The organism is Massilia sp. MP_M2, assembly GCF_039123635.1.
Lineage (GTDB): Bacteria > Pseudomonadota > Gammaproteobacteria > Burkholderiales > Burkholderiaceae_D > Telluria.
In genome coordinates this window covers 298,525-322,031 of sequence record NZ_JBCHJF010000005.1, presented here as the reverse complement: position 1 = coordinate 322,031, position 23,507 = coordinate 298,525, and the positions used below count along the sequence as shown (strand labels likewise).

General features: G+C 63.1%; 22 protein-coding genes and 2 tRNA genes. 15 read left to right on the top strand and 9 right to left on the bottom strand.

The annotated features are described in order from the left end of the window. Window positions 1-46: 46 nt before the first annotated feature. Both trpD and trpC read left to right on the top strand, forming a co-directional pair. Complete coding sequence (gene trpD, locus RCH14_RS13930; protein WP_343026686.1) at window positions 47-1,084, top strand: anthranilate phosphoribosyltransferase; 1,038 nt, start codon at window positions 47-49, stop codon at window positions 1,082-1,084. Between the two features lie 16 nt (window positions 1,085-1,100). Further along, complete coding sequence (gene trpC, locus RCH14_RS13925) at window positions 1,101-1,901, top strand: indole-3-glycerol phosphate synthase TrpC (protein WP_343026685.1); 801 nt, start codon at window positions 1,101-1,103, stop codon at window positions 1,899-1,901. Between the two features lie 96 nt (window positions 1,902-1,997). On the opposite strand, the gene RCH14_RS13920 is transcribed toward trpC, so the two are convergent. Next, a complete protein-coding gene (locus RCH14_RS13920) occupies window positions 1,998-2,396 on the bottom strand; it encodes a MerC domain-containing protein (protein WP_343026684.1) in 399 nt (132 codons plus the stop codon). A gap of 220 nt (window positions 2,397-2,616) precedes the next feature. After that, window positions 2,617-4,722, bottom strand: coding sequence for a TonB-dependent receptor domain-containing protein (locus RCH14_RS13915; RefSeq protein ID WP_343026683.1), 2,106 nt, complete (start codon window positions 4,720-4,722; stop codon window positions 2,617-2,619). A 160-nt stretch (window positions 4,723-4,882) separates the two neighbouring features. Between RCH14_RS13915 and RCH14_RS13910 the strand changes: the two genes are divergently transcribed. Then, window positions 4,883-5,263: a transcriptional repressor gene (locus RCH14_RS13910; RefSeq protein ID WP_343026682.1), complete on the top strand. Its 381-nt coding sequence runs from the start codon at window positions 4,883-4,885 to the stop codon at window positions 5,261-5,263. 42 nt (window positions 5,264-5,305) lie between these two features. Here RCH14_RS13910 and RCH14_RS13905 read toward each other — a convergent pair whose 3' ends face one another. From RCH14_RS13905 to RCH14_RS13885, 5 genes are all read right to left on the bottom strand, one after another. Continuing rightward, the gene (locus RCH14_RS13905; protein ID WP_343026681.1) at window positions 5,306-6,631 is read right to left on the bottom strand and encodes an amidohydrolase; all 1,326 of its coding nucleotides are present in this window, start codon (window positions 6,629-6,631) and stop codon (window positions 5,306-5,308) included. Between the two features lie 118 nt (window positions 6,632-6,749). Next, complete coding sequence (locus RCH14_RS13900; RefSeq protein WP_343026680.1) at window positions 6,750-8,582, bottom strand: PDZ domain-containing protein; 1,833 nt, start codon at window positions 8,580-8,582, stop codon at window positions 6,750-6,752. 51 nt (window positions 8,583-8,633) lie between these two features. Beyond that, window positions 8,634-9,236: a nucleotidyltransferase family protein gene (locus tag RCH14_RS13895; protein ID WP_343026679.1), complete on the bottom strand. Its 603-nt coding sequence runs from the start codon at window positions 9,234-9,236 to the stop codon at window positions 8,634-8,636. Window positions 9,237-9,241: 5 nt separating this feature from the next. Continuing rightward, on the bottom strand, window positions 9,242-9,976 hold the full coding sequence (locus tag RCH14_RS13890) for a DsbC family protein (protein ID WP_343026678.1): 735 nt from the start codon (window positions 9,974-9,976) through the stop codon (window positions 9,242-9,244). 11 nt (window positions 9,977-9,987) lie between these two features. Further along, the gene (locus RCH14_RS13885; RefSeq protein ID WP_343026677.1) at window positions 9,988-11,217 is read right to left on the bottom strand and encodes an FAD-dependent monooxygenase; all 1,230 of its coding nucleotides are present in this window, start codon (window positions 11,215-11,217) and stop codon (window positions 9,988-9,990) included. Window positions 11,218-11,391: 174 nt separating this feature from the next. On the opposite strand from RCH14_RS13885, the gene RCH14_RS13880 reads away from it, so the two are divergent. The 5 genes from RCH14_RS13880 to uvsE all read left to right on the top strand — a co-directional run bounded on the left by RCH14_RS13880 (window position 11,392) and on the right by uvsE (window position 14,436). After that, window positions 11,392-11,467: transfer RNA gene (locus RCH14_RS13880), tRNA-Phe, on the top strand. 71 nt (window positions 11,468-11,538) lie between these two features. Further along, on the top strand, window positions 11,539-11,880 hold the full coding sequence (locus tag RCH14_RS13875; RefSeq protein WP_343026676.1) for a zinc ribbon domain-containing protein YjdM: 342 nt from the start codon (window positions 11,539-11,541) through the stop codon (window positions 11,878-11,880). 80 nt (window positions 11,881-11,960) lie between these two features. Continuing rightward, the gene (locus RCH14_RS13870) at window positions 11,961-12,545 is read left to right on the top strand and encodes a lipocalin family protein (protein WP_343026675.1); all 585 of its coding nucleotides are present in this window, start codon (window positions 11,961-11,963) and stop codon (window positions 12,543-12,545) included. A 22-nt stretch (window positions 12,546-12,567) separates the two neighbouring features. After that, complete coding sequence (locus RCH14_RS13865) at window positions 12,568-13,425, top strand: CAP domain-containing protein (protein WP_343026674.1); 858 nt, start codon at window positions 12,568-12,570, stop codon at window positions 13,423-13,425. Between the two features lie 96 nt (window positions 13,426-13,521). Next, complete coding sequence (uvsE, locus tag RCH14_RS13860; protein ID WP_343026673.1) at window positions 13,522-14,436, top strand: UV DNA damage repair endonuclease UvsE; 915 nt, start codon at window positions 13,522-13,524, stop codon at window positions 14,434-14,436. A 4-nt stretch (window positions 14,437-14,440) separates the two neighbouring features. Here the strand turns inward: uvsE and RCH14_RS13855 are convergent, their stop codons facing one another. Both RCH14_RS13855 and epsC read right to left on the bottom strand, forming a co-directional pair. Further along, window positions 14,441-15,145, bottom strand: coding sequence for an alpha/beta hydrolase (locus tag RCH14_RS13855; protein WP_343026672.1), 705 nt, complete (start codon window positions 15,143-15,145; stop codon window positions 14,441-14,443). A gap of 9 nt (window positions 15,146-15,154) precedes the next feature. Next, entirely contained in the window at window positions 15,155-16,096 is a 942-nt protein-coding gene (epsC, locus tag RCH14_RS13850; protein ID WP_343026671.1) for a serine O-acetyltransferase EpsC, read from the bottom strand. Window positions 16,097-16,277: 181 nt separating this feature from the next. On the opposite strand from epsC, the gene RCH14_RS13845 reads away from it, so the two are divergent. From RCH14_RS13845 to RCH14_RS13815, 7 genes are all read left to right on the top strand, one after another. Then, on the top strand, window positions 16,278-16,763 hold the full coding sequence (locus tag RCH14_RS13845) for an acyl-CoA thioesterase (RefSeq protein ID WP_343026670.1): 486 nt from the start codon (window positions 16,278-16,280) through the stop codon (window positions 16,761-16,763). Between the two features lie 59 nt (window positions 16,764-16,822). Then, window positions 16,823-16,898: transfer RNA gene (locus RCH14_RS13840), tRNA-Phe, on the top strand. Between the two features lie 1,111 nt (window positions 16,899-18,009). Beyond that, window positions 18,010-20,526, top strand: a complete 2,517-nt coding sequence (locus RCH14_RS13835) for an EAL domain-containing protein (RefSeq protein WP_343026669.1) — start codon at window positions 18,010-18,012, stop codon at window positions 20,524-20,526. Between the two features lie 319 nt (window positions 20,527-20,845). Continuing rightward, the gene (locus tag RCH14_RS13830) at window positions 20,846-21,139 is read left to right on the top strand and encodes a hypothetical protein (RefSeq protein ID WP_343026668.1); all 294 of its coding nucleotides are present in this window, start codon (window positions 20,846-20,848) and stop codon (window positions 21,137-21,139) included. Between the two features lie 22 nt (window positions 21,140-21,161). Next, window positions 21,162-21,788, top strand: coding sequence for a glutathione S-transferase (locus RCH14_RS13825; protein WP_343026667.1), 627 nt, complete (start codon window positions 21,162-21,164; stop codon window positions 21,786-21,788). A gap of 53 nt (window positions 21,789-21,841) precedes the next feature. Further along, the gene (locus RCH14_RS13820; RefSeq protein ID WP_343026666.1) at window positions 21,842-22,522 is read left to right on the top strand and encodes a cupin domain-containing protein; all 681 of its coding nucleotides are present in this window, start codon (window positions 21,842-21,844) and stop codon (window positions 22,520-22,522) included. A 27-nt stretch (window positions 22,523-22,549) separates the two neighbouring features. Then, window positions 22,550-22,987, top strand: a complete 438-nt coding sequence (locus RCH14_RS13815; protein ID WP_343026665.1) for a hypothetical protein — start codon at window positions 22,550-22,552, stop codon at window positions 22,985-22,987. Window positions 22,988-23,507 lie beyond the last annotated feature (520 nt).

Genomic DNA, 23,507 nt, shown 5'->3' with positions numbered 1-23,507 from the left:
AGTCGGCGGCGCCATGCCCAAACCACGTTTGCACACTGGACCCATCATGGCGATCACCCCACAAGAAGCGCTGCTGCGCTGTATCGAACACCGCGAAATCTTCCACGACGAAATGCTGTCGCTGTTCCGCCAGATCATGTCGGGCGACGTGTCGCCGACGATGGTCGCGGCGCTGACCGTCGGCCTGCGCGTGAAAAAAGAAACCATCGGCGAAATCACCGCCGCCGCCCAGGTCATGCGCGAGTTCTCGACCAAGGTACCGATGGCCGACACCACGGGCCTGCTCGACATCGTCGGCACCGGCGGCGACGGCGCCAACACCTTTAATATTTCAAGCGCGGCGATGTTCGTCGCCGCCGCCGCCGGCGCGCGCGTGGCCAAGCACGGTGGCCGCAGCGTCTCGTCATCGTCCGGTAGCGCCGACCTGATCGAAGCCTTCGGCGCCCACCTCGACCTGACGCCCGAACAGATCGCGCAATCGATCGCGCAGACCGGGATCGGCTTCATGTTCGCACCGAACCACCACGCGGCGATGAAGCACGTGGCGCCGGTGCGGCGCGAGCTGGGCGTGCGCAGCATCTTCAACATCCTTGGCCCGCTGACCAATCCGGCTGGCGCGCCGAACATCCTGATGGGCGTGTTCCACCCCGACCTGGTCGGCATCCAGGTGCGCGTGCTGCAGCGCCTCGGCGCCCAGCATGCGGTCGTGGTCTGGGGCCGCGACAATATGGACGAAGTCTCGCTCGGCGCCGGCACCATCGTCGGCGAACTGGTCAACGGCGAGATCCGCGAATACGAAATTCACCCGGAAGACTTCGGTCTGCAAATGGTCTCGAGCCGCAACCTGAAGGTGGCCAACGCCGAAGAATCCAAGGCGCGCGTGCTCGAAGCCCTGCGCGGCGAGCCCGGTCCGGCGCACGACATCGTCGCGCTCAACGCCGGCACCGCGCTGTACGCCGCCGGCGTGGCCGACTCGATCGGCGCGGGCCTGCAGCAGGCGCGCGCCGCCATCGCCTCGGGCGCGGCGGTCGCCAAGCTCGAACAGTTCGTCCAGGTCACGCGCCAGCTCGGCGCGGCCAACTGATACCGAAAGCACCAGCATGTCCGACATCCTCGACAAGATCCTGGCCGTGAAGGCCGACGAAGTGGCCGCCGCGCGCAAGCACCGCGATTTGTACAGCCTGCGCAATGAAGTGGAAAGCGATGGCGACGCGCGCCGCAGCCTGCGCGGCTTCGAGCAGGCGTTACGCGCGAAAATCGCCGCAGGCCAGGCCGGCGTGATTGCCGAAGTCAAGAAAGCCTCGCCCTCGAAGGGCGTGCTGCGCGCCGATTTCCAGCCAGCTGCGATCGCGCAGAGCTACGCCGAACATGGCGCGGCGTGCCTGTCGGTGCTGACCGACGTGAACTTCTTTCAAGGTTGCGCCGACTATCTGCGTCAGGCGCGCGCGGCGTGCGCGCTGCCGATCCTGCGCAAGGATTTCATGGTCGATCTGTACCAGGTCTATGAAGCACGCGCGATGGGCGCCGATGCGATCCTGCTGATCGTGGCGGCGCTGGACCATGGCCTGATGGCCGAACTGGAAGCGTGCGCGCTGGAGCTGGGGATGGACGTGCTGGTCGAAGTACACGACGGCGCAGAACTCGACGCGGCCCTGCAACTGCGCACCCCGCTGGTGGGCATCAACAACCGCAATCTGCGCACGTTCGATGTCACGCTCGACACCACGCTCGGCCTGCTGCAGGGGATTCCTGCAGACCGCTTGGTGATTACCGAATCGGGTATTCTGGGGCCGCAGGATGTGCAGCGCATGCGCGACGCGAATGTGCACGCATTTCTCGTTGGCGAAGCCTTCATGCGCGCGGAAAACCCGGGTCAGGAACTGGCGCGCCTGTTCGCGTAGGGTGGACGGGTTGCCCGTCCACGCGTTCAACTACGAACACTGTTCGCGTAGGGTGGGCGGGTCCCCCGTCCACGCGTTCAACGAAGCGGTGAGCACTCAGCGCAGATTGCACGGCGCAGGCGCCGCGTGGCTGCCATCGTGCTGCTGACGCGTTGTGCAACGCTTGCAGAAACGGCGGTTGCGCAGGTGCGCGTAGAGCAGCATGAAACCGCTGATGACAGCGACGGCCGCTTCGGCATGCTCACCCAGCAGCGGGCTGACGATGAACACGGCCGCCAGAAACAGCACCAAGCCGGCGCAGCCGATCAGCAGCGTCGTCTTGTCGCGGTGCCGCAGATAGCCGGGAACCAGCGCCAGCAGCACCGGCAGCGTAATTGCGGCGATCAGCGTGTCATGAAACGTGTCGTGCGCGTGCGCGAGCCCCAACATCGGAAACGCCAGGATCACGAGCGGCATCGCCAGGCAATGCAGCAGGCACAGAACTGATGCTGTCATGCCGGCAATATCGCCGTATTTAATCAGTGCGGTTTTGGTCAGAGCGTTCTTGCCTGGGTGATTCATAGCCCTGTTCCAATCATCATTAGAATCTAATGATAACCCATTATCGTTAGTGGTTCAATGCGCATGACGAATCGTGCGTGCGATACCAGAGCCCAAAAGACCAACGGCGCACGACAAAATCTGCCGTGCGCCGCTGCGAGCTTTGCAATCAGCGTCAGAACATCACGCGAATCCCTGCCGTGACATTACGGCCGGTCAGCGGCGCCGCATTCTTGATGAACGACGTGTGGCTGAACGCCAGCTCGTCGGTCAGGTTGTTCAGGCGCGCATAGAACTGCGTCGGCACGCCGCCGATGCGGGTCGAGTAGTGGGTGCCGATATTGAGCATGTTGTAGCCACCCGTTTCGGTCTCGTATTCGGCCAGCTTGTCCTGCTTGCCGACGCGGTACAGCTCGACCATGCCATGCCAGCCGTTCCAGTCGCCGTCGAACTTCACGCCAATGCGGCTGGCCGGGATGCGCGGCAGGTTGCGGCTGCCGTCGCCACCGTCGAAGCGGGCGCGCACGTAGTCGCCGAACACGGTCGCGCTCAGGTTGGACGACAGCTTCTGGCGGATTTCGCCTTCCAGGCCGGTAAACAGCGCATCGCGCTGCGTGTACTGGACCAGTTGGAAGCCGTCCTGGCTGTCCAGCGTGCGCGCATAGATGTAGTTGTCGACCTTGTTGCGGAACGCGCTCACCGAGAACGTCGTGTCGCCGTCGAATTTGCGCAGCGTGAGGTCGACGTTGTTCGAGGTTTCCTTGTCCAGGTTCTGGTTGCCGATTTCGTAGGTGGACGTGGCCAGGTGGGCGCCGTCCGCATACAGTTCTTCGGCGGTCGGCAGGCGATGGCTGCGCGAGAGCGACGTGCCCAGCGAATAGCCCGGCGTGAGCTTCCATACCGCGCCGACCGACGCCGACGTGCCGCGCGCATCGGTGTCAAGCAGGCCCGGAGCATCGACCTCGATATCCTGCCACTCATGGCGCAGGCCGGCCTCGAAGCGCCAGTCATTCAGCTTGTATTCTTCGGTCACGAATGCCGCGTGCTTTTTCGTGAGGGTCGGCGGCACGTAGGCTTCTTCGCCCAGCGCCGAGAAATCGCGGCGCGTGGTCTGCAGGCCGAACACGCCGCGCACACCGGCAATCGGTGCGTGCACGGCCTCGAGCCGGGCATCAATGCCCTTGTTGCGAAACGAGGTCGAGACCACGTTCTCTTCCAGCTCGTCGTGGACGTACTCGGTGAACGAGGCGCGCATGCGCACACGCTCGATGCCGGCCACCGGATTACGGTACTCGCCACGCACGTCCCAGCGCTCGCTGTCGAGTTTCACGACCGGGACTTCGCTGTGCTCGTGCTCGTGCTCATCCTCGTCGCCATGACCTTCTTCCTCGTGGTCATGGCCCTCTTCTTCATGGCCGCCGCAGTGCAGCTGGACGCCATGCGGATGGCAGCCTTCGAATTCGTGGTTGTGGCCCGGGATGCCATATTCGGTGCGCTCTTTCGTGAAGGCTGCGCCGAGATAGCCGTTCTTGCCGATCCACGACAGGCCGACCGTGCCGGTCTCGCCTTCCTTGTAGCTGCCCAGCACGCGCCGGCCATCGACCCAGTCCTTGCCGACGCGGTAGTCGCCCGCATCGCGCTTGACGCCTTCCAGGTGCAGCGCGACGTTGCTGCCGGCGGCCGTGGTGAATTCAAACGCGCCGGTCTTTTCACGCGCGGCCGAATTGGCGCGGATTTCGGCGCTGCCTTCCAGGCCGTTTTCCGGCATCGCCGTCGGGATCTTGCGGTCGATGATGTTGACGACGCCGCCCACCGCGCCACCACCGTAGGCCAGCGCCGATGGGCCGCGCAATACTTCGATGCGCTCGGCCAGTACGGGTTCAAACGCAACGGCGTGATCGGGGCTGATGGTCGAGGCATCCTGGATTTCGGCGCCGTCCGACAGGATTTTCACGCGCGGGCCATCCATGCCGCGGATCACCGGGCGGCTGGCGCCGGCGCCGAAGTGGCTCGACGTGATGCCCGGCTGGTGTGCCAGCGTTTCGCCCAGCGTCGATTCGCGCGCGCGTACCAGTTCGGCGCCACCGAGCGAGGTCACCGGCGTGATCATGTCGTCGCGGTCCACCCCCAGGGCGCTGGCCGACACCACCACGGTCGGCACGCTGTCCGGGTCCGCCGCCATGCGGCCCGTCGTCGTCTGGGCATGGACGGCCAGAGGCGCGCCGAAAGCCAGCATGAGCGCCAGGGTCAGTGGCGTGCGCTTGCAGGTGAAATGCGACATGGTGAAATCCTCGATGAGATGAACGGCTGGTGGCAAGTCACGGAGCGCGAACGCCTCTAGTGATAAGCCATTATCATTAACGTCGAGATGATAGGCCATTATCAATAAGGATTCAAGCCCCTTCTGGCCGAAGGGCGGCGCTTTCGGGTATTCTTCGGCTATGCAACGCAATACACGCCAAAAATCAGCCATCCTGCATGCGATCGAGCATGCACGCCGTCCACTGTCGCCACAAGAGATCCTGGCGGAAGCCAGCCAGGCCGTCAGCCAGATCGGCATGGCCACGATCTACCGCAACCTCAAGTCGCTGGTGGACGACGGCGCGCTCAAGGTCGTCACGCTGCCGGGCGACGGCGCCCGCTACGAATCGACCAGCGTGGCCGCGCACCATCACCACCACTTCCAGTGCACCAACTGCCAGCGCGTCTTCGACGTGCATGCCTGCCCGGGCGACATCGATCAGTTGGCACCGAAAGGCTTCAGCGTCGAGCGCCATGAGCTGACGCTGTACGGCCGCTGCGCCGATTGCATCAACGCCTGACTGCAACAGCAGCGCGGCCCGTGAAGGGCCGCGTGGTTTCTTTTATTTACCCAGCATGTTCAGCACCGCCAGCGTCATCGCCTGGGCGCTCGTCTTGATCGACGGCTCCGGCACCGGCGCGTAGAACGGCGAGTGGTTGAACGCGATCGGCTTGCCGCCGGCTTGTTCAGCTGCGGCGACAGCCTTCGGGTCATACACGCCGGTAAAGAAGAACATCGACGGCACGCCTTCGTTTGCGTACAGCGAAAAGTCTTCGCTGGCCGTCATGGCCGGCATGCGAAACGCCTTGTCGGCGCCGAACGCTTCCTTGAATACCACCTCGGTCTTGTTGACCAGCGCCGTGCTGTTGACGATGGCCTGGCCGCCACCACCGATCAGCATCTCGGGCTTCGCTGCGCCGGCCATTGCGGCCGACCCTTCCGCCACGCGGCGCACGCCCTCGAGCAACTTGGCCCGTACCTGCGGGCTGTACGAACGGATGGTGCCGCGCACCTGCACGCTGTCGGGGATGATGTTGCCTACCGTGCCGCCCTGGATCGAACCGATGGTGACGACGCCGAATTCCTTGGGGTCCTTCTCGCGGCTGACGACGGTCTGCACATCGACGACGAAGCGCGCCGCGATGGCGATCGGATCGACGGTCTTGTCGGGCGCCGAACCATGGCCGCCACGGCCCTTGAAGGTGATTTCGAGCGAGTCGGAGTTCGACGACACCGGCCCGTCGTTGTAGCCGATCGTGCCATGCGCCAGCGGCCACGAATGCAGCGCGAACGCATAGTCCGGTTTCGGGAAGCGCTTGAACAGGCCATCGTCCAGCATCGCCTTGGCGCCAGCGACGATCTCTTCGGCGGGCTGGCCGATGAACACGAGCGTGCCCTTCCACTGCCCTTTCAGTTCGACCAGCGTGCGCGCGGTGGCGAGCCAGCTGGTCATGTGGATGTCGTGGCCGCAGCTATGCGTCACGAAGCTCTCGCGCCCTTCGCTGGTGGCGCGGGCGCGGCTGGCGTAGGGCAATCCGGTTTTCTCTTCCATCGGCAAGCCATCCATGTCGGTGCGCACCAGGACCGTGGGGCCGGCGCCGTTCTTGAGCACCGCGACGATGCCGGTCTTGCCGACCTTCTCGGTCACCGTGAAGCCGAGTTTGCGCATCTCGGCGGCCAGCTTGCCGGCGGTGCGCACTTCCTGGAAGGCGATCTCGGGATGCGCGTGCAAGTCCTTGTAGATGGTGTCGAGCCACGGATACATCGCGTCCACGCGCGTGACGACGTCGTTCTTGAGCGGGGCGGCAGCTTGGGCCAGGGCGGAGGTTGCGGACAGTGCCAGGAGCGGCGCACAGGCTGCGGCGGCGATGCGGGTCAGGATCGGCATGGGCTCTTGCGGTCGTGTTGAACAGGCCACAACGATAGCATGCTGCACTGCGATCCGATCCGATCCGATCCGATCCGATCCGATGCGGGCGGCGGGCCGTGCCCGCCACCCGGTTGGGCTAGACGGCGCTCGGCCGCTTGAGTGCTGCCGACTTGCGGCCCGCGACTACCTGCGACAGCGTGATCACCGGCACCCGGTCGCCCTGCAGCGTGACGTCGAACCCCATCAATTCGTCGCGCCGGAACGCGTGAACTTGCACCCGGTCGCCGACGCGGTAGCGCGCCAGCAGCGCATCGACATTCGACGGATTGCCGTTCACGCGCAGCCCGTCGATCGCAATGACCACGTCGAGCGCCGACAAGCCGGCCAGGTGCGCGGCGCCACCTTCGTGCACCTGCGTGAGCTTGGCGCCCAGCGGGTCGCGCCCGATGCCGGCGTCCAGCGACGCCTTGCCAGTCTTGCGCTCGTCGGCCAGCTTGACGCCGAATGGCGCGTACAGCTTGGCCAGCGGCAGGTCTTCCACGCCGCGCACATAGCGCTCGAACAGACTCTTGAGTTTCAGGCCGCTGATTTCATCGAACAGCGCTTCGACTTCGTGCTCGGTCACGCCGCGCCCGACGCTCGGATAAAAGTCGCGGCCGAAACGCTCCCATAGCGCCAGCATCACGTCGTCGAGCGACTTCGCGCCGCCCGTCTTGGCGCGGATCGTCAGGTCGAACGCCAGCGCGATCAGCGAACCCTTGGTGTAGTAGCTGATGATCGCATTGGGCGAATTCTCGTCCTGGCGGTAGTACTTGCTCCAGGCGTCGAAGCTCGACTCGGCCACGCTCTGCTTGAGGCGCCCGCTGCCGCGCAACACGCCGGCCACGGACTTGGCCTGCAGCTTGAAATACGTCGTTTCGCCGATGATCCCGGCGCGCACCAGCATCAGGTCGTCGTAGTAGCTGGTGAAACCCTCGAACAGCCACAGGAGCGGCGTGTAGTTCTCGACCTGCAGGTCGTACGGCGCGAACACGGCCGGCTTGATGCGCTTGACGTTCCAGGTATGGAAGTACTCGTGGCTGCACAGGCCCAAAAACTGCAGATAGCCTTCGCCCGGCTCGCCGGGTTTCTGGTTTGCGGTGGTGGGCAGATCGGCGCGCGCGCAGATCAGCGCGGTCGAGGCGCGGTGCTCCAGGCCACCGTAGCCGTCGCCCACGGCCATCGTCATGAACACGTAACGCTCGAGCGGTGCGCGCTTGGTCAGCGGTTCAAAGAAGGCGATCTGGGTTTCGCAGATGGCTTTCAGGTCGGCCTGCAAGCGCGCCATGTCCAGATTCGGCACGCGGCCCGTGATCACGATGTCGTGCGGGATGCCGTGCGCCTCGAACGTGGCCAGCTCGAAGTTGCCCATCTCGACCGGATGGTCGATCAGCTCATCGTAGTTGGCCGCGCCGTAGGTGCCGAAGCCGTAGCGCTTGGCGCCCGCTTCTTTCATCGAGGTCGCCACGCGCCATGTTTTGGCAGCCGCATCGGCCGGCCGCTGGATGTCGACCTGATGCGCCGTCGCCTCCTGCCCGACCACGCGCAGGAACACGCTGGTGCCGTTGAAAAAGCCGTGGGTCTGGTCCAGGTGCGCGGCGCGCACCGACAGGTCCCAGGCGTACACCTCGTAGTGCAGCGTCAGCGCGCCGGCGCCTGCGCCGTTGCCTGGTGCTGCGCGCCATGTGTGCTTGTCGATTTTTGTCAGCGCCACCGCGGCCCCGGCCTGCTCGGCGCGAATGCGCACGATATTGCGCGCGAACTCGCGGATCATGTAGCTGCCCGGGATCCAGGCCGGCAGCGCGAAGGTCTGCCCGTCAGGATCGGGATTGGCCACCGTCAGCGTGACGTTGAACAGGTGACCGGCCAGGTCCCGCGGGACGATGGTGTAGTGGATTGCGCTCTGTTTTTTTTGCGATGGCTTTTTCATGATCTGGGGTTGGTCTCGGGACGCGCCGTATGGACAATAGTGTAAGCGGATTCAGGCTGGCAGATCGCCTTGTGTATCGATGTCGCGCAGGATGCCGGGGTCGGGCACGGCGATCGTGGTCACCGGCCTGCTCGCCAGCAAGCGGCGCGCGCCCTGGCCGCCGTCCAGCGCCAGCAAGGCCTCGTGGTGAATGGCGCCAAAGGCAACCGGATTGCCGCGCTGCCCATCGAACAGCGGCGCCGCAATACCGGCGCCGTCTTCGATCGCGCAAACCAGCGCCTGCAGCGTGGCTTCGGCCACGAACGGCATGTCGCCCAGTGCCACCAGCCAGCCGCCAGCGCCATGCGCAGGGAGCGGCGCATGGCGGATCGCATGCGCCAGCGACAGCCCCATGCCGCTGTCGGCATCCGCGCACACGGTGACAGTGCAGCCGAGCGCGCGCAGCGCATCGGCCACGCCGCCATCGCTTGGTGGCACCACCGCCACCACGCGCGGCACTACTGCCAGCAACTTGCGCGCGCTGGCCACGACGACCGGCTCGCCATTCGGCAAACGCTGGAGCAGCTTGTTGCGCACACCGGCCGGATCGAAACGCCGGCCGCGCCCCGCGGCCAGCAGGATGCCGGTAAGCGTGATGCTAGCGCGCGGCGGCACGCCGGTTACTTCCCGGCCTTGCCTTCGAGCGAATCGAACTTGCCTTCGAGCGCCTTGAGGTCGATCGCCCCCGGGATGCGCGAACCATCGGCAAAGAAGATCGCCGGCGTGCCCGTGATGCGCAGCTTCTGGCCCAGGGCCAGAACCTTCTCGTTCGGCGATTCGCACGCGGCCGGCGTGGTCGGCGGCACCTTGCCGGCGATCATCCAGTCATCCCAGGCCTTGTTACGATCCGGTGCGCACCAGATGTTCTTCGACTTCACCGACGAATCCTCGGACAGGATGTTGTACATGAAGGTGTAGATCGTGACGTTGTCGATCTCCTTGAGCGTGGTCTGGCGCAGGCGCTTGCAGTAGCCGCAGTTCGGATCCTCGAACACCGCGATCACGCGTTTGCCATTGCCCTTGACCTGCTTGAGCGCCATCTCGAGCGGCAGGTCGGAGAACTTGATCTTGTTGACTTCGTCGATGCGTTCGCGCGTCAGGTTGCGCGAGCTTTTCACGTCGTACACCTGGCCGATGACGAGGTACTCGCCCTTCTTGTCGGTGTACAGGATGTCGCCCGCGACGCGTACTTCGTACAGGCCCGAATACGGCGTTTCTTTCACCGACTCGATCTTCGCCCCGCTCAGGCGCGGCTCGAGCGCTTTCTTGATGGTGGCTTCGACGTTGGTCTGCGCATCGACGCACGATGCGAGAAGGCCAGTCGCCAGCAGGACGGCGATCTTCATTTTAAGCATGCTTGTATTCCTCAAATTGATGACTTGCCCATGGCATGGGCCATCAGGCGCCGCTTCAGTGCCGGCATGTTATTGAGCAGGTTCAGGCCGATATTCCGGACCACGCGCAGTGGTTCCAGGTTCGCGCCGAACAGGCGTTCGAGTCCGTCGGTGGCCAGTTGCATCAGCAGCACCTCTTCCTTACGCTTGCGGGCATAGCGCGCCAGCACCCGTTCGTCGCCGATGGCGCGCCGCTCTTCGCGCTCACGCACCGTGGCCAGCAGGTCGACGATGTCGCCAAACCCCAGGTTCATGCCATGGCCGGCCAGCGGATGTACGGCGTGCGCCGCGTCGCCCACCAGCGCCACGTGCGGCGCCACCATCGCATGCGGCTTGATCAGCGCCAGCGGCACGGCGGCCACGGCGTCGGGCTGCAGTGGCCGCAGCGTGCCCAGTGTGTCGTCGGCGTACGCGCCAAGCCGGATCGCCAGCTCGCCCAGCGACTCTTCCATCAGCGTGGCGGCCAGTGTTTCCGGTGCCGACCACACGAGCGAGACGCGGTTGCCCGGCAGCGGCAGCAGCGCGATGATGCCTTCCGAGCCGGTGAACCACTGGCGCGCGACGCCATGGTGCGGCTTGTCGCAGGCGAAGTTGGTGACGATGGCGCTCTGGTGGTACATGCGGTAATCCACGCCGATATCGCACTGCCCGCGCACCCACGATTCGCGCCCGTCCGCGCCGACCAGCAGCGCGCACTCGACGCGGCGGCCGTCCTCGAGCCTCACGGCGGCGCCGCTGTCGCTGCAGGTCAGTTCGCAGGCGCGGCCTTCGACCCGCTGCACATTGTGCGCGAACCTGAGCGCGGCATCGAGCGCGCCGTTCAGGTTCTGGTCTTCGACAATCCACGCGAGCGTGCCGACCCGGGCGCCGAAGGCATCGAAGCCCAGGCTGCCGCCATCGGCGCCGTCGCCATGTACGTCCATCGCATCGACCGGCGCGATGCGCGCCATGTCGAGGGCGTCCCATACTTTCAATGATGCCAGCAGGTCGCGCGCCGTGTGGTTGAGCGCATACACGCGTACGTCCCACGGTCGCTCGGCTACCGGCGCAGTGGCCGCGGCGGGCGTCTGCCGGGCCGGCGGCACCAGCAGCGTCACGCTGTGGCCGGCCTGGGCGAAGCCGAGGGCAGCCGTCTTGGCGATGGCGCCATTGCCGACGATGCAGACGTCGGTCCGGATGGTAGAGGTCGGGGGCGTGGTCATGGAGGCATTATAGCGATATGCCGGTGCCGGGGGCCGGGCTGCGGGCTCGTACCCGCGCTGGTGAGCGGGACAAGCGGATGTGCCGGGCAGCCACCTGCAGACCACGTTTGCGCTGCCAAGCGCGCAAGAGGACTTGCGCAACTGAAAAACGCTGGCTATAATCGTGCCTCTCTTGGCCTGGTAGCTCAGTTGGTAGAGCAGAGGATTGAAAATCCTTGTGTCGGTGGTTCGATTCCGCCCCGGGCCACCAAGAATTCAGCAGCAATCAGTAACAAGCAAAACGCCACCACCGAGTGGCGTTTTTGCATTCCAAGGCCACCCATGCATACACTTCCGCCCTGCCCACTCTGCCAATCGGCCTACACCTATGACGACGGCGCTGGCCAGTACGTCTGTCCGGAGTGCGCCCACGAGTGGCCGATCGCGGGCGCAGCTAGCACCGAAAACGCGCGCGTCTACAAAGATGCATCCGGCAACGTCCTCCAGGACGGCGACACCGTTACCGTGATCAAGGATCTCAAGCCAAAAGGCTCGGGCGGCGTGATCAAGCAGGGCACCAAGGTCAAGAACATCCGCCTGGTCGATGCCGACCACGATATCGATTGCAAGATTGATGGCTTCGGCGCCATGAGCCTGAAGACGGAGTTCGTGCGCAAGGTGTGATGGCGTGGCGCGGTAAGCCATGCGACACCATTGCGGCTTTGTCATTATTCTCGAAACATCCGAGATCACAAGAGGTCCCCATGTTTGCCAAGCCAACGTTTTTTGCCGCGTGCGCCACGCTGGCCCTGTCCGCTCTGTCCACCGGCCCGGCATTGGCGGCTGACGCCGCCAAGCCACTGCAGCCGATCGAATCGCTCGCGGTGCCCCGCTATATGGGCGTCTGGTACGAAATCGCCAAGTTCCCCAACAAATTCCAGAAGAAATGCGTGGGCGACACCAGCGCGACCTATAACCTCGACAAGGACGGCCGGGTCCAGGTGATCAACCGCTGCCGCACGGCAGACGGCAAGATCGATACCGCCGAAGGCATCGCGCGCCAGCCGGGCGCGGCCACGTCGCCCAAGCTCGAGGTGCGCTTTGCACCGGCCATCCTGTCCTTCATCCCGATGGTGTGGGGCGATTATTGGGTGATCGATCTGGACAACAAGTACCAGCTCTCCGCAGTGAGCGAGCCCAAGCGCGAATACCTGTGGATCCTGTCGCGCACGCCGCAGGTCGCTCCGGCCGAATACAGCGCCCTGCTGGCACGCCTGAAGGCCCAGGGACTCGACACCTCGAAACTCGTGCTCACCCCGCATACGGTGGCCCCGCAATCCGGGCAGTGACAGGCCGGTGAAGCGATCAGTCATGCGCGCTGCCCTCTGCGGGCTCGGCCTGCTGACATCGATCGCGCCAGCCTGGGCCCAGCCCCTTAGTACCGATCCGCTGGCAGCACGGATCAATGCCTACCGCGCCAACCCGGCCGATTGCGACGGCGCACCGGTTGTGCCCGTTGCGCCGCTGGTCGCCGAGCCGGCCCTGGCGCAGATCCGCATCGGCGTCGGGACCTTCATCGAATCGGCCCTGGAGCAGGCCGGCTACGCCGCCGATGGCGCGCACGCAGTCGACGTCACGGGCCCGCAAGACGCGGTGGCCGCCATGCGCGTGCTGCAGCAGACTTATTGCAAGGTGCTGCGCAGCGAACAATTCTCGGCGGTGGGCAGCTACCGCGAAGGCGCGACGTGGACTGTCATACTGGCCCGGCCGGCACCGCCCTTGCCCTCGGCCACCTACCCGGACTGGCGCGACGCCGGCCGCGCCATCCTCGATGCGGTCAATCTGGCACGCGCCAGCGCCCGCATGTGCGGCGACCGCGCATTTGCGGCGGCGCCGCCCTTGCAGTGGAACGCAGTGCTGGGCGAGGCCGCGCTGGCCCACAGCCGCGACATGGCCACCCGCCGCTACTTCAATCACCGCGCGACGGATGGCAGCGGCGCAGCCGAGCGTGCCACGCGCGCCGGTTACCGCTGGCGCCGGGTCGGTGAAAACATCGCCTTCGGCCAACCTTCGCCACAGAAAGCGGTCGACGGCTGGCTCGACAGCCCGGGGCACTGCGCCAACATCATGAACAAGGACTTTACCGAAATGGGCGCAGCCTACGGCGTCACGGCCGAACGGCAGGCGGGCATCATCTACTGGACGCAGGTGTTCGGCACGCCGCGGTGACGCGAGGGCAATGCCCCACCCTGCCCCGCTTTCGACCCTGCTTCCGAACCCGGGCGCGCCCTGCGCCACCCCGCTTCGGCTAGACTTGCCCCCATCATGAACCTGATCGCCACGCAACCACACCTCGGCCTTGTCTGCGTCACCGTCTCGAAAGAGGTGCGCTACCGAGTGCTCACGCGCAAGCGCCTGCTCGATCTATCCGAGGACGGCCAGCAGCGCGCGCTGGAAGACATCTACCGCGACAATATCCAGACGCTCGACAACGCACTGCTCTACTGCGAGCGCGAAGGCATCAAGCTGTACCGGATGCCATCGTCGATCTTCCCGTTCGCCGACGAGCCCTTCGGCCTGGTAATCCTGCAGAAGTTCAAGGAGACCCTGGGCCGCTCGGGCCGGCGCGCGACGGAACGCGGTATCCGGCTCGTGATGCATCCCGACCAGTTCGTAGTGCTCAGCTCGGATTCAGAGAACGTCGTCGCCAACAGCGTCAAGATCCTGCAGATGCACGCCGACATCATGGACTTGCTGGAGCAACCGCGCTCGCCATGGGCGCTGCTGGAGATCCACGGCGGCAAATCCGACCGCGAAGACCAGCTGGTGGCCCGCATCGCCGAACTGCCCGAGGCGATCCGCAGCCGTCTGTGTCTGGAAAACGACGAATACGCCTACAGCGCCGACGAGATCCACGCCGTGTGCGTGCGCGCTGGCATCCCGATGGTGTTCGACGCCCACCACCACATCGTCCACGAAAAGCTCGACAGCTACGACCACCCGAGCGTGGCCGAAACACTGGCCAAGGCGCGCGCCACCTGGCCCGATCCCGCGCACCAGCTGGTGCACATCTCGAACGGCCGCGAAGGCTTCAACGACCGCCAGCATTCCGACCTGATTTCGGTGATGCCATCGGCCTACCTGCAGGCGCCGTGGATCGAGATCGAGGCCAAGCACAAGGAAGACGCGATCCGCGGCCTGCACGGCTGGTGCGAGAAAGTCGCGCCCGCCGCAGCGTAGTCGGTCAGCCGGCGCGCAAGGCTGAAACACGCTCCAGCCACGGCGCCAGCACTTTTATAAGCGCCTGCGGCGCTTCGAGCGGGATCATGTGGCCGCTGTCTTCGATGACGGTAAACGTTGACCCGGCAATCCCGGCATGCAGTTCCTGCGATTCTTCCAGGCTGCGCAAACGATCGTGCCCGGCCGCGACGATCAGCGTCGGGCAGGCAATCTGGTCCAGCAGGTGCAGGTCGCCGGGCCGCTCGACCATTGACTGGTTGCGAAACGCCTCCGCCCCAAGCCGCACACCCATCTGGCGCACCCGCTCGATCAGCGCCTCGTCGGCCGCACGCGCAGGATGCAGCGACGTGGCAATCGCGGTGCGGCTCAGGCCCGCGAACGACACCGACGGCGCCGCGCGCGCCACGGCGCGCTTGCCCTGCTTGACCGCATCGGTATCGGGCCGGGTCGAGCTGGCGATCAGGGCCAGCGCCGCCACCCGCTCGGGCGCCTGGCGCACGATCTCGCGCGCCACGTAGCCCCCCATCGAAAAGCCGACGAGGATGAACGACGGCGGCGCAGTGCGCAGCACGCGCGCGGCCATCGCAGCGAGCGACGTGTCGTGGCGCAGGTCGGCATGCAGGAGCGGGCCGAATGGCGCGAGCGGCGCGCGCAGGTCGTCCCACAACGTGTCATCGGCCATGTAGCCGGGTACCAGCAGGATCGTCATCCTTGAAGCTCAGGTATTCCGCATCTGCGCCTGTGACACATTGCTGCCCGGCGGGACGCTCTGCGTGAGCCAGACATTACCGCCGATGGTCGAACCGGCGCCGATGGTGATCCGGCCCAGAATGGTGGCGCCGGCATAGATGACGACGTCGTCCTCGACGATCGGGTGCCTTGGAATGCCTTTGACGAGGGCGCCGCTGTCGTCGATCGGAAAGCGCTTGGCACCCAGCGTGACCGCCTGGTACAGCCGTACGCGCTCGCCGAGGATCGCGGTTTCGCCGATCACGACGCCGGTGCCGTGGTCGATGAAGAAGCTGCCGCCAATCTGTGCGCCGGGGTGGATGTCGATGCCGGTGAGCGAATGGCCGATATCGGCCACCACGCGCGCCAGGAACGGCACGCCCAGGCGCGTCAGGCAATGCGCGATGCGGTGGTAGAGGATGGCGATGGTGCCGGGATAGCACAGCATGATCTCGGCCACCGATGTCGCAGCCGGGTCGCCTGCAAGCGCGGCCTGCACGTCAGACACCAGCAATGCGCGCAAGGCAGGCAGCCTGGCCGCGAACTCGCGCGTGATTGCACGAGCGCGCTCGGCCAGCACGAGGTCTTCACGCTGGGCGTCCGCGCCGGTCAATTCGGACGGCGCCGCGGGCGAAAACCGCAGCGCGCGCCGCACCTGCTCGACCAGGCGATCGAGTGCCACGTTGAGCGTATCGGCGACGTAGTAGTCGATGCTCTCGTCGTTCAGGTCGGGGCGCCCGTAATGCGTGGGAAACAGCGCGGCCGAGAGGCCGTCGACGATCTGGCGCAGCACATCGCGCGACGGCAGCTCGCGCACGCGGCCCTGATGCCGGATGTTGTGGGTCGACTCGCGCGACGTGCGCAATGCATCGATGACGGGACCAAGGTGCCACTGCACCGATCCACCTTGGTATGGGAGTTCGCTGTTCATTTGCCGAGCCTAGCGGGTTTGCATGGTGATGCCACGATTTTATGGGTATTTCGATATGCGCGTTTGCCGGGCTACTTTTTCGCCGGGTCAGCAGATCGCGAACGGCAACGGCTGACCTTGCCGCGCGGCAGTTTCTGAGGCAACATCAGCACTCGCCCAGCCACTTGTATTGATTGCAACCATGAACCTGCCCTCCCACCAGCTCAGCATGACAGTGCTGATGACGCCTGATACGGCCAACTTCTCCGGCAATGTACACGGCGGCACCATCCTGAAACTGCTCGATCAGGCGGCCTATGCCTGCGCCAGCCGCTATGCCGGGCGCTATGTGGTGACGATGAGCGTCGACCAGGTGACCTTCCGCCAGCCGATCCACGTCGGCGAACTGGTGACCTTCCTGGCCGCGGTGAACTTTACCGGCCGCAGCTCGATGGAAATCGGGATCAAGGTGATTGCCGAGGACATCCGCAGCAAGGCCGTGCGCCACGTGAACAGCTGCTTCTTCACGATGGTGGCGGTAGGCGACGACAAGAAGCCGGCCTCGATTCCACCGCTGGTCCCGTCGACACCGGACGAAGTGCGCCGCTTCGAAGAGGCCAAGGGCCGGCGCAACCTGCGCCTGGCGCTCGAGCGCGATCACGCCCAGCGCATCAGCAACAAGGGTTGAGTATCGGCGCGGGCAGGATTGTCTGCCTGCCGCAAACGCTGCTATAATTGCGCGCTCTTGGCCTGGTAGCTCAGTTGGTAGAGCAGAGGATTGAAAATCCTTGTGTCGGTGGTTCGATTCCGCCCCGGGCCACCAAGAATATTGGTCACGCAAACGCCCACTCATGCAAGTGGGCGTTTGCGTTTGTGGAACGCGTAGTCCTTGTGTCAGGTCCATGTCGGGTACTCGAAACGCACCGCGACGGTCGGCGAAGTCTCGACCGAATCGTCCAACTGTCCATTCCCTCCCCCCTTCCGCTTCACAAAACGCAAAAAAATTTCCTGCTCTGCAAGATGCGAATCACACATCGGTCCGCCGCGCCGTGCATCTGTCTTCTGCCAGCAGCGCCATCTCGACCAGGACTGTTTTTCCTTGGTGAGCTGCCTGAGTCAGAAGGGAAATGTTCCATTTCATTCTTGGGAACCCCACGCTTCGAAAAGTGTCTTAAGAAAGTTAGTTGCCGTCGGCCGTATTGGCGGGGCAGCCATGGAGCTGTCGGAAGAAGCTACGAGAACCACAATGCGCGGTAAAGTCATTGTGTTTTGCATGTTGCTTGGTTCGGGCACTCCGGCCATCACGCAGACCAGAGCCAATATGCTGGACGCACCTGTCCGCTTGCCCCGCAACAGCGCCAGCTAGAAAGCAGAACTACCGCTACCCACCACGCGCCCCCTTCGTCCAGCAGCGCGCTCAAGAGCATCAAAGAGCAACGCCAGGTTAGGGCGGCGGACCGCAGGACGGACGCCCCGGACTGGATAACAGGCGCCAATCGGTGCCACTTAAGTCACGCCCATCCACTCCCGCCGACATGGGCCCACGGGCAAGGCTGCAGTCACAGGAGCAACAATGGCCCGCTCATGGTGAACAAGGTAGTCCCGGGCAAGATAGCCGGGGTGAAGGGCAGGACAAAGCCCACGGGGTGCGGCCGCGATCATGATCCTCGGCGCGACAAGGGCAACAACGAAAACGCGGCTCATGCAAGCCTGCCTGCCGCCCCCCCCTCCCACGGCGAGGTGTCAGGGGGGTGCGATTGTCGTCTGAAGACGCTTCATGATTGAAAATTCTTGCGTCGGTAGTTCGATTGCGCCACAGTTATCCTGAATCGCCTATTTAGCCGCCATTCCGACAACGTACGCCCTATATTTTGCGATAGAGAGCGTACAGTGAGGATGTACTCCTCGCGGCACAGCATTTATTGGAAACACGTGTGAATATTTTGACACTAACCGCAGCGCTTGGCACAGTCTCTCAAGGGATATTGATTACCGGGCCTGACTGTCGGATAATCTACGCAAACAGGGCGTTCGTCAGCATTGTCGGCTACGAGGAAGAGGAATTGCTGGGTTTGACGTGCCGATTCCTGCAAGGCCCGGAGACCAACGCGCAGGAGGTGGCGCAGATCCACACGGCGCTCGCCAGTGGCAGGGAATATGCCGGTGAACTCATCAACTACAAGAAAAACGGCGTGCCCTTTTGGAACGACCTGACCATTTCGCCCCTGTTCGACAAGGACGGCACGCTGTCGCACTACATCGGGATTACCCGCGACATTTCCGCCCGGCGCAGCGCGGACGAGGACCGGCAGCGCCAGGAGCGCCTGTATTCGTTCATGTTCGAACACGTGCAGGCCGGCATCGTCATGCACAAGGCGACGACGGAAATCCTTTATGCGAACAGCATGGCGTCGACCTTGCTCGGCGTTACGCATGACCAGATCCTGGGATTGGCCCATACCGATCCGCGCTGGGGGTTTATCGGAGAGGACGGCGAACGCCTGCCAAAGGAAGCCTATCCGGTAAACGTAGCGGTACGTACGCGCGCTCTGGTCACCAATCTTATTCTCGGCCTCAGGCGCACCTCGGACAGCAAGTTGGTTTGGCTGATGTGCAACGCGTTTCCTAGCCTTAATGAGCACGGCGAGCCGATCGACGTAGTCGTCAGCTTCACCGATGTGACCGAATTGAAGATCGCCGAGCAGGCGCTGAAAAAGTCCGAAGAGCGCCTGAGCCTGGTGCTGCGCGGCGCCAACGATGCCGCGTGGGACTGGGACTTAATGACGGACGCGTTATATTACTCGCCGCGCTGGTGGCAGATGCTGGGCTACAGCGACCGCGAGCTCGAGCCTGACTCTCAGCTGTGGAAGGCGCTGACTCACCCCGATGACCATGCGGGTTTAGAGGCGACGTTTGGACGCGCGCTACTCGAAGGATCGGCCAGCTATGAAGTCGAATTTCGCCTGTTGCACAAGCACGGCCACTACGTCCCCGTGCTGTCGCGCGGCTTTATCAGTCGCGATGCGGCCGGCAAGGCCGTGCGCGTATCGGGCACCAACACCGACCTCACCGACCAGAAGTTGGCCGAACAGAAAATTTACGAGCTGGCGTTTTTCGACCCGCTCACCCACCTGCCAAACCGGCGCCTGCTGACCGAACTGCTGCGCAAGGCACTGCAGAACAGCATCCGCTCCAGGCAGCATGGGGCTCTGCTATTTATCGACCTCGACAATTTCAAAGTCCTCAACGACACGCTCGGCCACGATGCCGGCGACAGCCTGCTGCGCCAAGTGGCTCAGCGCCTGCGCGAGACGGTGCGGCTTGCGGATAGCGTTGCCCGGCTCGGCGGTGACGAGTTCCTAGTCATCCTCGAACAACTCGGCAGCACTCCGCAAGCCTGCGCAGCCAACGCTAAGCATCAAGCGCTCAAATTGCGCGGTGCACTCGGGCAGCCTTACCGCTGCGGCGAGATCGATTACATCGCCAGCGCCAGCATCGGCATTACTTCGTTCGACGCCTCCAGTCCCAGCGTAGAAGACATTCTCAAGCAAGCCGATCTGGCAATGTACCGCGCCAAATCAGATGGGCGCAATACGCTGCGCTTTTTCGACCAGAGCATGCAGATCGCCGCCGACGAGCGCCTGAAACTCGAATATGACCTGCGCACCTACCTGCGCAATGAGCAGTTCGAGCTCTATTTTCAACCGCAAGTCGATAGCTCCGGGACAATCGATGGCGCCGAGGTACTGCTGCGCTGGTTTCATGCGGATCGGGGCGCGATTAGTCCCACCGTCTTCATTCCGATCGCTGAATTGAGCGGCATCATCGTGCCGCTGGGGGAATGGGTCCTGTTGCAGGCTTGCCAACAGCTACGCCTGTGGTCTGCCCACCCGACCACTGCGCGGCTGACGCTATCGGTCAATGTCAGCGTGCGTCAGTTTGCTGATGCTGATTTTATCGCCAACGTGCTCGAGATCGTCAAGCGTAGTGGCGCAGATCCCTCCAAACTTAAGCTCGAGGTAACGGAAAGCTTGTTTGCTGTGGATGTCGATGGCATCATCGAAAAAATGCGTCTGTTGGGCGCTGCTGGTATCACATTCTCGCTAGACGACTTCGGGACAGGATATTCCTCGCTAAGCTATCTGCAACGCATGCCACTCGATGAAATCAAGATCGACCGCTCGTTCGTTCACAGTCTGGGCGAAAGCGCAAATGCAGCGGCCATCGCCCGCACCATCATCTCGCTGGCTGACAACCTCGGCGTCGAAATTATCGCAGAAGGCGTCGAAACAATGGCCCAGCAAGCCCTGCTTGAAAGCTATGGCTGCATGCGCTATCAGGGCTACCTGTTCGGCACGCCGGTGCCACGGGCGCAGTTCGAGGCCACCCTCATCTCAGCGGACAGCTGCTCTACGCAGCAACACGGGGCCCTGCGTGGCTTAGAGATTTGAAAAACCTTGTGTCGCTAGTTTGATTTACTCCGGGCCACCAAGAACATCCCAAGCAAAACGCCAACCATCACCGGTTGGCGCTTTTTTATTGTGGAACTCATCGTTCTCATGTCCGGGCAATTGCCGGTCAAGTCAAGTCAAGCATGCAAACCCATGCATGACGTCGACAGCGCTCTCGCTTCCTGATGGAAACTAGGTTTCACCTGCCAGCGATCGGCCGCCCGGCGCAGGATGCCGCCACCGACATGCTGCACGTACCTAATTCGCTCACACCAGAAGAAAGCGGTTCGTTCTGATCGCGCAACGGAGTCGAACTGCCATGGCCGCCTGGATCAACCACTCTGCCAAACATCCCGCTTGTCGAACGGGCCGCCGCCGCCAATCAGTGACGCACTTATGCGAAGCGGCAAAGGCGGGTTATCTGCTCAGCTTCGACGTGCCAGAGCTGCGACAGCGGTCACGATGGACCGAACTACCAAAACCCGCTCGCAAAAAAGCAAGATGGCAATTTTCGGATATGCTGGACAAGTATGAAAAAGCTGGTCACGCAGATTTTTCATCTGCGGATAATACTCCGCGCCACACCTCCAGCTTGTATCTATTTTTCAACTGATCCAAACACGAAAATACTCATCATGAAAATCTACGACTACGAAGGTTTCCCCAATCCGGCCCGGGTTCGAATCGCGTTATCTGAAAAAGGGGCCACTGACAAGATACAGTTCGTGCATGTGGACGTTATGAAAGGTGAACATCGCCTCCCCTCGTTCGTGAGCAAGAACCCGAGCGCGTCCGTGCCGGTGCTCGAGCTCGGCGATGGGACCTTCATCAGCGAATGCTCGGCCATCACCGAATATATAGACCATGCCTTCGAGGGAATCTCGTTGACCGGCACGACTGCCAAGGAACGGGCAGTGATCCACATGATGCAGCGTCGCGCGGAGCAAGATGTCATGGACGCAGTGGGCGCGTATTTCCATCACGCTACGCCAGGACTGGGAGCGCTGGAGCTCTACCAGAACAAGGAGTGGGGCATGAAGCAGCATGAGCGAGCGCTGTCGGGCATGCATTACTTTAATAGTGTGCTGGCCAATCAACCGTTTGCCGCTGGTGAGAATTTTTCGGTTGCCGACATTACGCTGTTCGTCGGTCTGTCGTTCGCAGACTTCGCCAAGATCACTATTCCGGCCGACTGCGATGTACTGCTCGCCTGGCGCGCCCGCATGGCCAAGCGCGCCAGCATGGGTGGTACGGGCGTTTAATCAACCGGTTTGTAATCGATTCACACAGCGCAGGACAACGACAGGATCAACCCATGGATATTAATGCCGATTTCACGCTGCGCGTCGTCTTACACGGTGCGTCCATGGCATGGGTGGATTCTCCTGTAGCCGGGGTCCAGCGCCGGATGCTAGACCGAATCGGCGCTGAAGTCGCGCGTGCAACCACTATCGTGCGCTATGCACCAGGAAGTGAATTTACTGCGCACACTCATGGCGGTGGGGAGGAGTTCATCGTGCTTGAGGGCGTGTTCCAGGACGAATACGGGGACTACCCACCTAGCTCCTACATTCGCAATCCCCCTACCAGCCGGCATACGCCGGGTTCTGCACAAGGCTGCATCATCTTCGTCAAACTCTGGCAATTCGCACCCGAGGACCGTACGCATGTCATCGTCGACATGAACAAGATGGGGAAGATCGGCGATCAGCTGCGTCGCGGCGTCGCGGTCACACCGCTGTTCGAAGATGAACGTGAAACCGTCCAGCTTGAGTACTGGGAACCAGGAGCGCAGGTGCAGCTTAACTACCCCGGTGGTGCCGAACTGCTCGTACTAGCGGGCGACTTCTGGGACGCCGGCGACCATCTGCACGCCATGTCGTGGATGCGCTTGCCATGCGGTGGCCGACTTGCTGCATTAGCCGGCAACCAAGGTGCCCGGGTCTGGGTCAAGCAACGTCATCTGCGCTTTGTCGACCCGCCGATTGTTCTCTGATTTCATGTGCGTTATCAGAAGTGAGCAGTGACAAGCGAAGATATCGCGGTGCCTTTGGCCAAGGCAGTACAACCTTGCACCAAAACGTCAACGTTCCTGCAACAAGCGCTCGCCGAATCTGTCGCCCTTGGCAACGCCAACAGCACCGCATGGCAGCAGTCCCCGCTATCGCTGTGCAAGCGCGTCAAGAAGATGAAGCCTGCGGTTCGTGCATGTGGCACCAGTATTGCCTTCCACCATGCCGGCTGCCGAAGCATCTCGGTTACGCGCCAGGCCGGCTTCACGAAGTTAGCTGACCGTCTGCCCCCTTGCTATCCTTTAAAAAAATGTCATCGCCAGTTCCGCCATCTGCGAGCGAGCCGCAGAGCCATGTTGAAACTGAAGGCGAAACTTGATGCAGCCAACAACCGGATCGCTTTCGCCGGTCTTGTCGGATTGAACTCAGGAGAGGATGAGCGTAGCTGAAACCGCTGCGGGAAGAAGAGACCTCGTCTCATCCGTTTCTACGTACTGAAAGCGGCCAGTAGACCTGCTGCGCGATGCGCCAGCTGTCTGCCGCCATGTTGTATCGGCATCGCACCATGGCGAAACGTGCTGGCGGTAGGAGCACCTTAGTCCAGCAAAATGCTGGTGTGGCGGCTGACGCGGCGCAAAGATTGAAAATCCTTGTGTCGGTGGTTCGATTCCGCCCCGGTCCACCAAGAATATCGTTCACGCAACGCCCACTCATGCCAGTGGGCGTTGTCGTTTCTGGAATTTGCAGTCCTTGACTCCGGTCCATTTCCGGTGTCACCTGTGCTGCTACGGACCAAGTCTTCGCGGGCCATCATAGTCAACAGCGAGAATAGGTTCTAACAGCGGGAAATCTTTGCCAGGAGGGCAACTCAGACCTTGTCCGTGATCGTTCTTTAAAATTGCGGGCGTTAGGTTTCCCAAGTCAGAATAATCGGGGCCGCTTACGGTTCAGAAACCTAAGAAATAATGC

What these genes read in the sequence shown, in the direction of transcription:
- RCH14_RS13825 (WP_343026667.1), top strand. Translation starts at nt 21,162, where the DNA reads ATGAAAATCTACGACTACGAAGGTTTCCCCAATCCGGCCCGGGTTCGA.
- RCH14_RS13900 (WP_343026680.1), bottom strand. Translation starts at nt 8,582, where the DNA reads ATGAAAAAGCCATCGCAAAAAAAACAGAGCGCAATCCACTACACCATC.
- RCH14_RS13845 (WP_343026670.1), top strand. Translation starts at nt 16,278, where the DNA reads ATGAACCTGCCCTCCCACCAGCTCAGCATGACAGTGCTGATGACGCCT.
- RCH14_RS13890 (WP_343026678.1), bottom strand. Translation starts at nt 9,976, where the DNA reads ATGCTTAAAATGAAGATCGCCGTCCTGCTGGCGACTGGCCTTCTCGCA.
- RCH14_RS13885 (WP_343026677.1), bottom strand. Translation starts at nt 11,217, where the DNA reads ATGACCACGCCCCCGACCTCTACCATCCGGACCGACGTCTGCATCGTC.
- RCH14_RS13905 (WP_343026681.1), bottom strand. Translation starts at nt 6,631, where the DNA reads ATGCCGATCCTGACCCGCATCGCCGCCGCAGCCTGTGCGCCGCTCCTG.
- trpD (WP_343026686.1), top strand. Translation starts at nt 47, where the DNA reads ATGGCGATCACCCCACAAGAAGCGCTGCTGCGCTGTATCGAACACCGC.
- RCH14_RS13910 (WP_343026682.1), top strand. Translation starts at nt 4,883, where the DNA reads ATGCAACGCAATACACGCCAAAAATCAGCCATCCTGCATGCGATCGAG.
- RCH14_RS13820 (WP_343026666.1), top strand. Translation starts at nt 21,842, where the DNA reads ATGGATATTAATGCCGATTTCACGCTGCGCGTCGTCTTACACGGTGCG.
- uvsE (WP_343026673.1), top strand. Translation starts at nt 13,522, where the DNA reads ATGAACCTGATCGCCACGCAACCACACCTCGGCCTTGTCTGCGTCACC.
- RCH14_RS13865 (WP_343026674.1), top strand. Translation starts at nt 12,568, where the DNA reads ATGCGCGCTGCCCTCTGCGGGCTCGGCCTGCTGACATCGATCGCGCCA.
- epsC (WP_343026671.1), bottom strand. Translation starts at nt 16,096, where the DNA reads ATGAACAGCGAACTCCCATACCAAGGTGGATCGGTGCAGTGGCACCTT.
- RCH14_RS13855 (WP_343026672.1), bottom strand. Translation starts at nt 15,145, where the DNA reads ATGACGATCCTGCTGGTACCCGGCTACATGGCCGATGACACGTTGTGG.
- RCH14_RS13920 (WP_343026684.1), bottom strand. Translation starts at nt 2,396, where the DNA reads ATGACAGCATCAGTTCTGTGCCTGCTGCATTGCCTGGCGATGCCGCTC.
- RCH14_RS13875 (WP_343026676.1), top strand. Translation starts at nt 11,539, where the DNA reads ATGCATACACTTCCGCCCTGCCCACTCTGCCAATCGGCCTACACCTAT.
- RCH14_RS13830 (WP_343026668.1), top strand. Translation starts at nt 20,846, where the DNA reads ATGGCCGCCTGGATCAACCACTCTGCCAAACATCCCGCTTGTCGAACG.
- RCH14_RS13870 (WP_343026675.1), top strand. Translation starts at nt 11,961, where the DNA reads ATGTTTGCCAAGCCAACGTTTTTTGCCGCGTGCGCCACGCTGGCCCTG.
- RCH14_RS13915 (WP_343026683.1), bottom strand. Translation starts at nt 4,722, where the DNA reads ATGTCGCATTTCACCTGCAAGCGCACGCCACTGACCCTGGCGCTCATG.
- trpC (WP_343026685.1), top strand. Translation starts at nt 1,101, where the DNA reads ATGTCCGACATCCTCGACAAGATCCTGGCCGTGAAGGCCGACGAAGTG.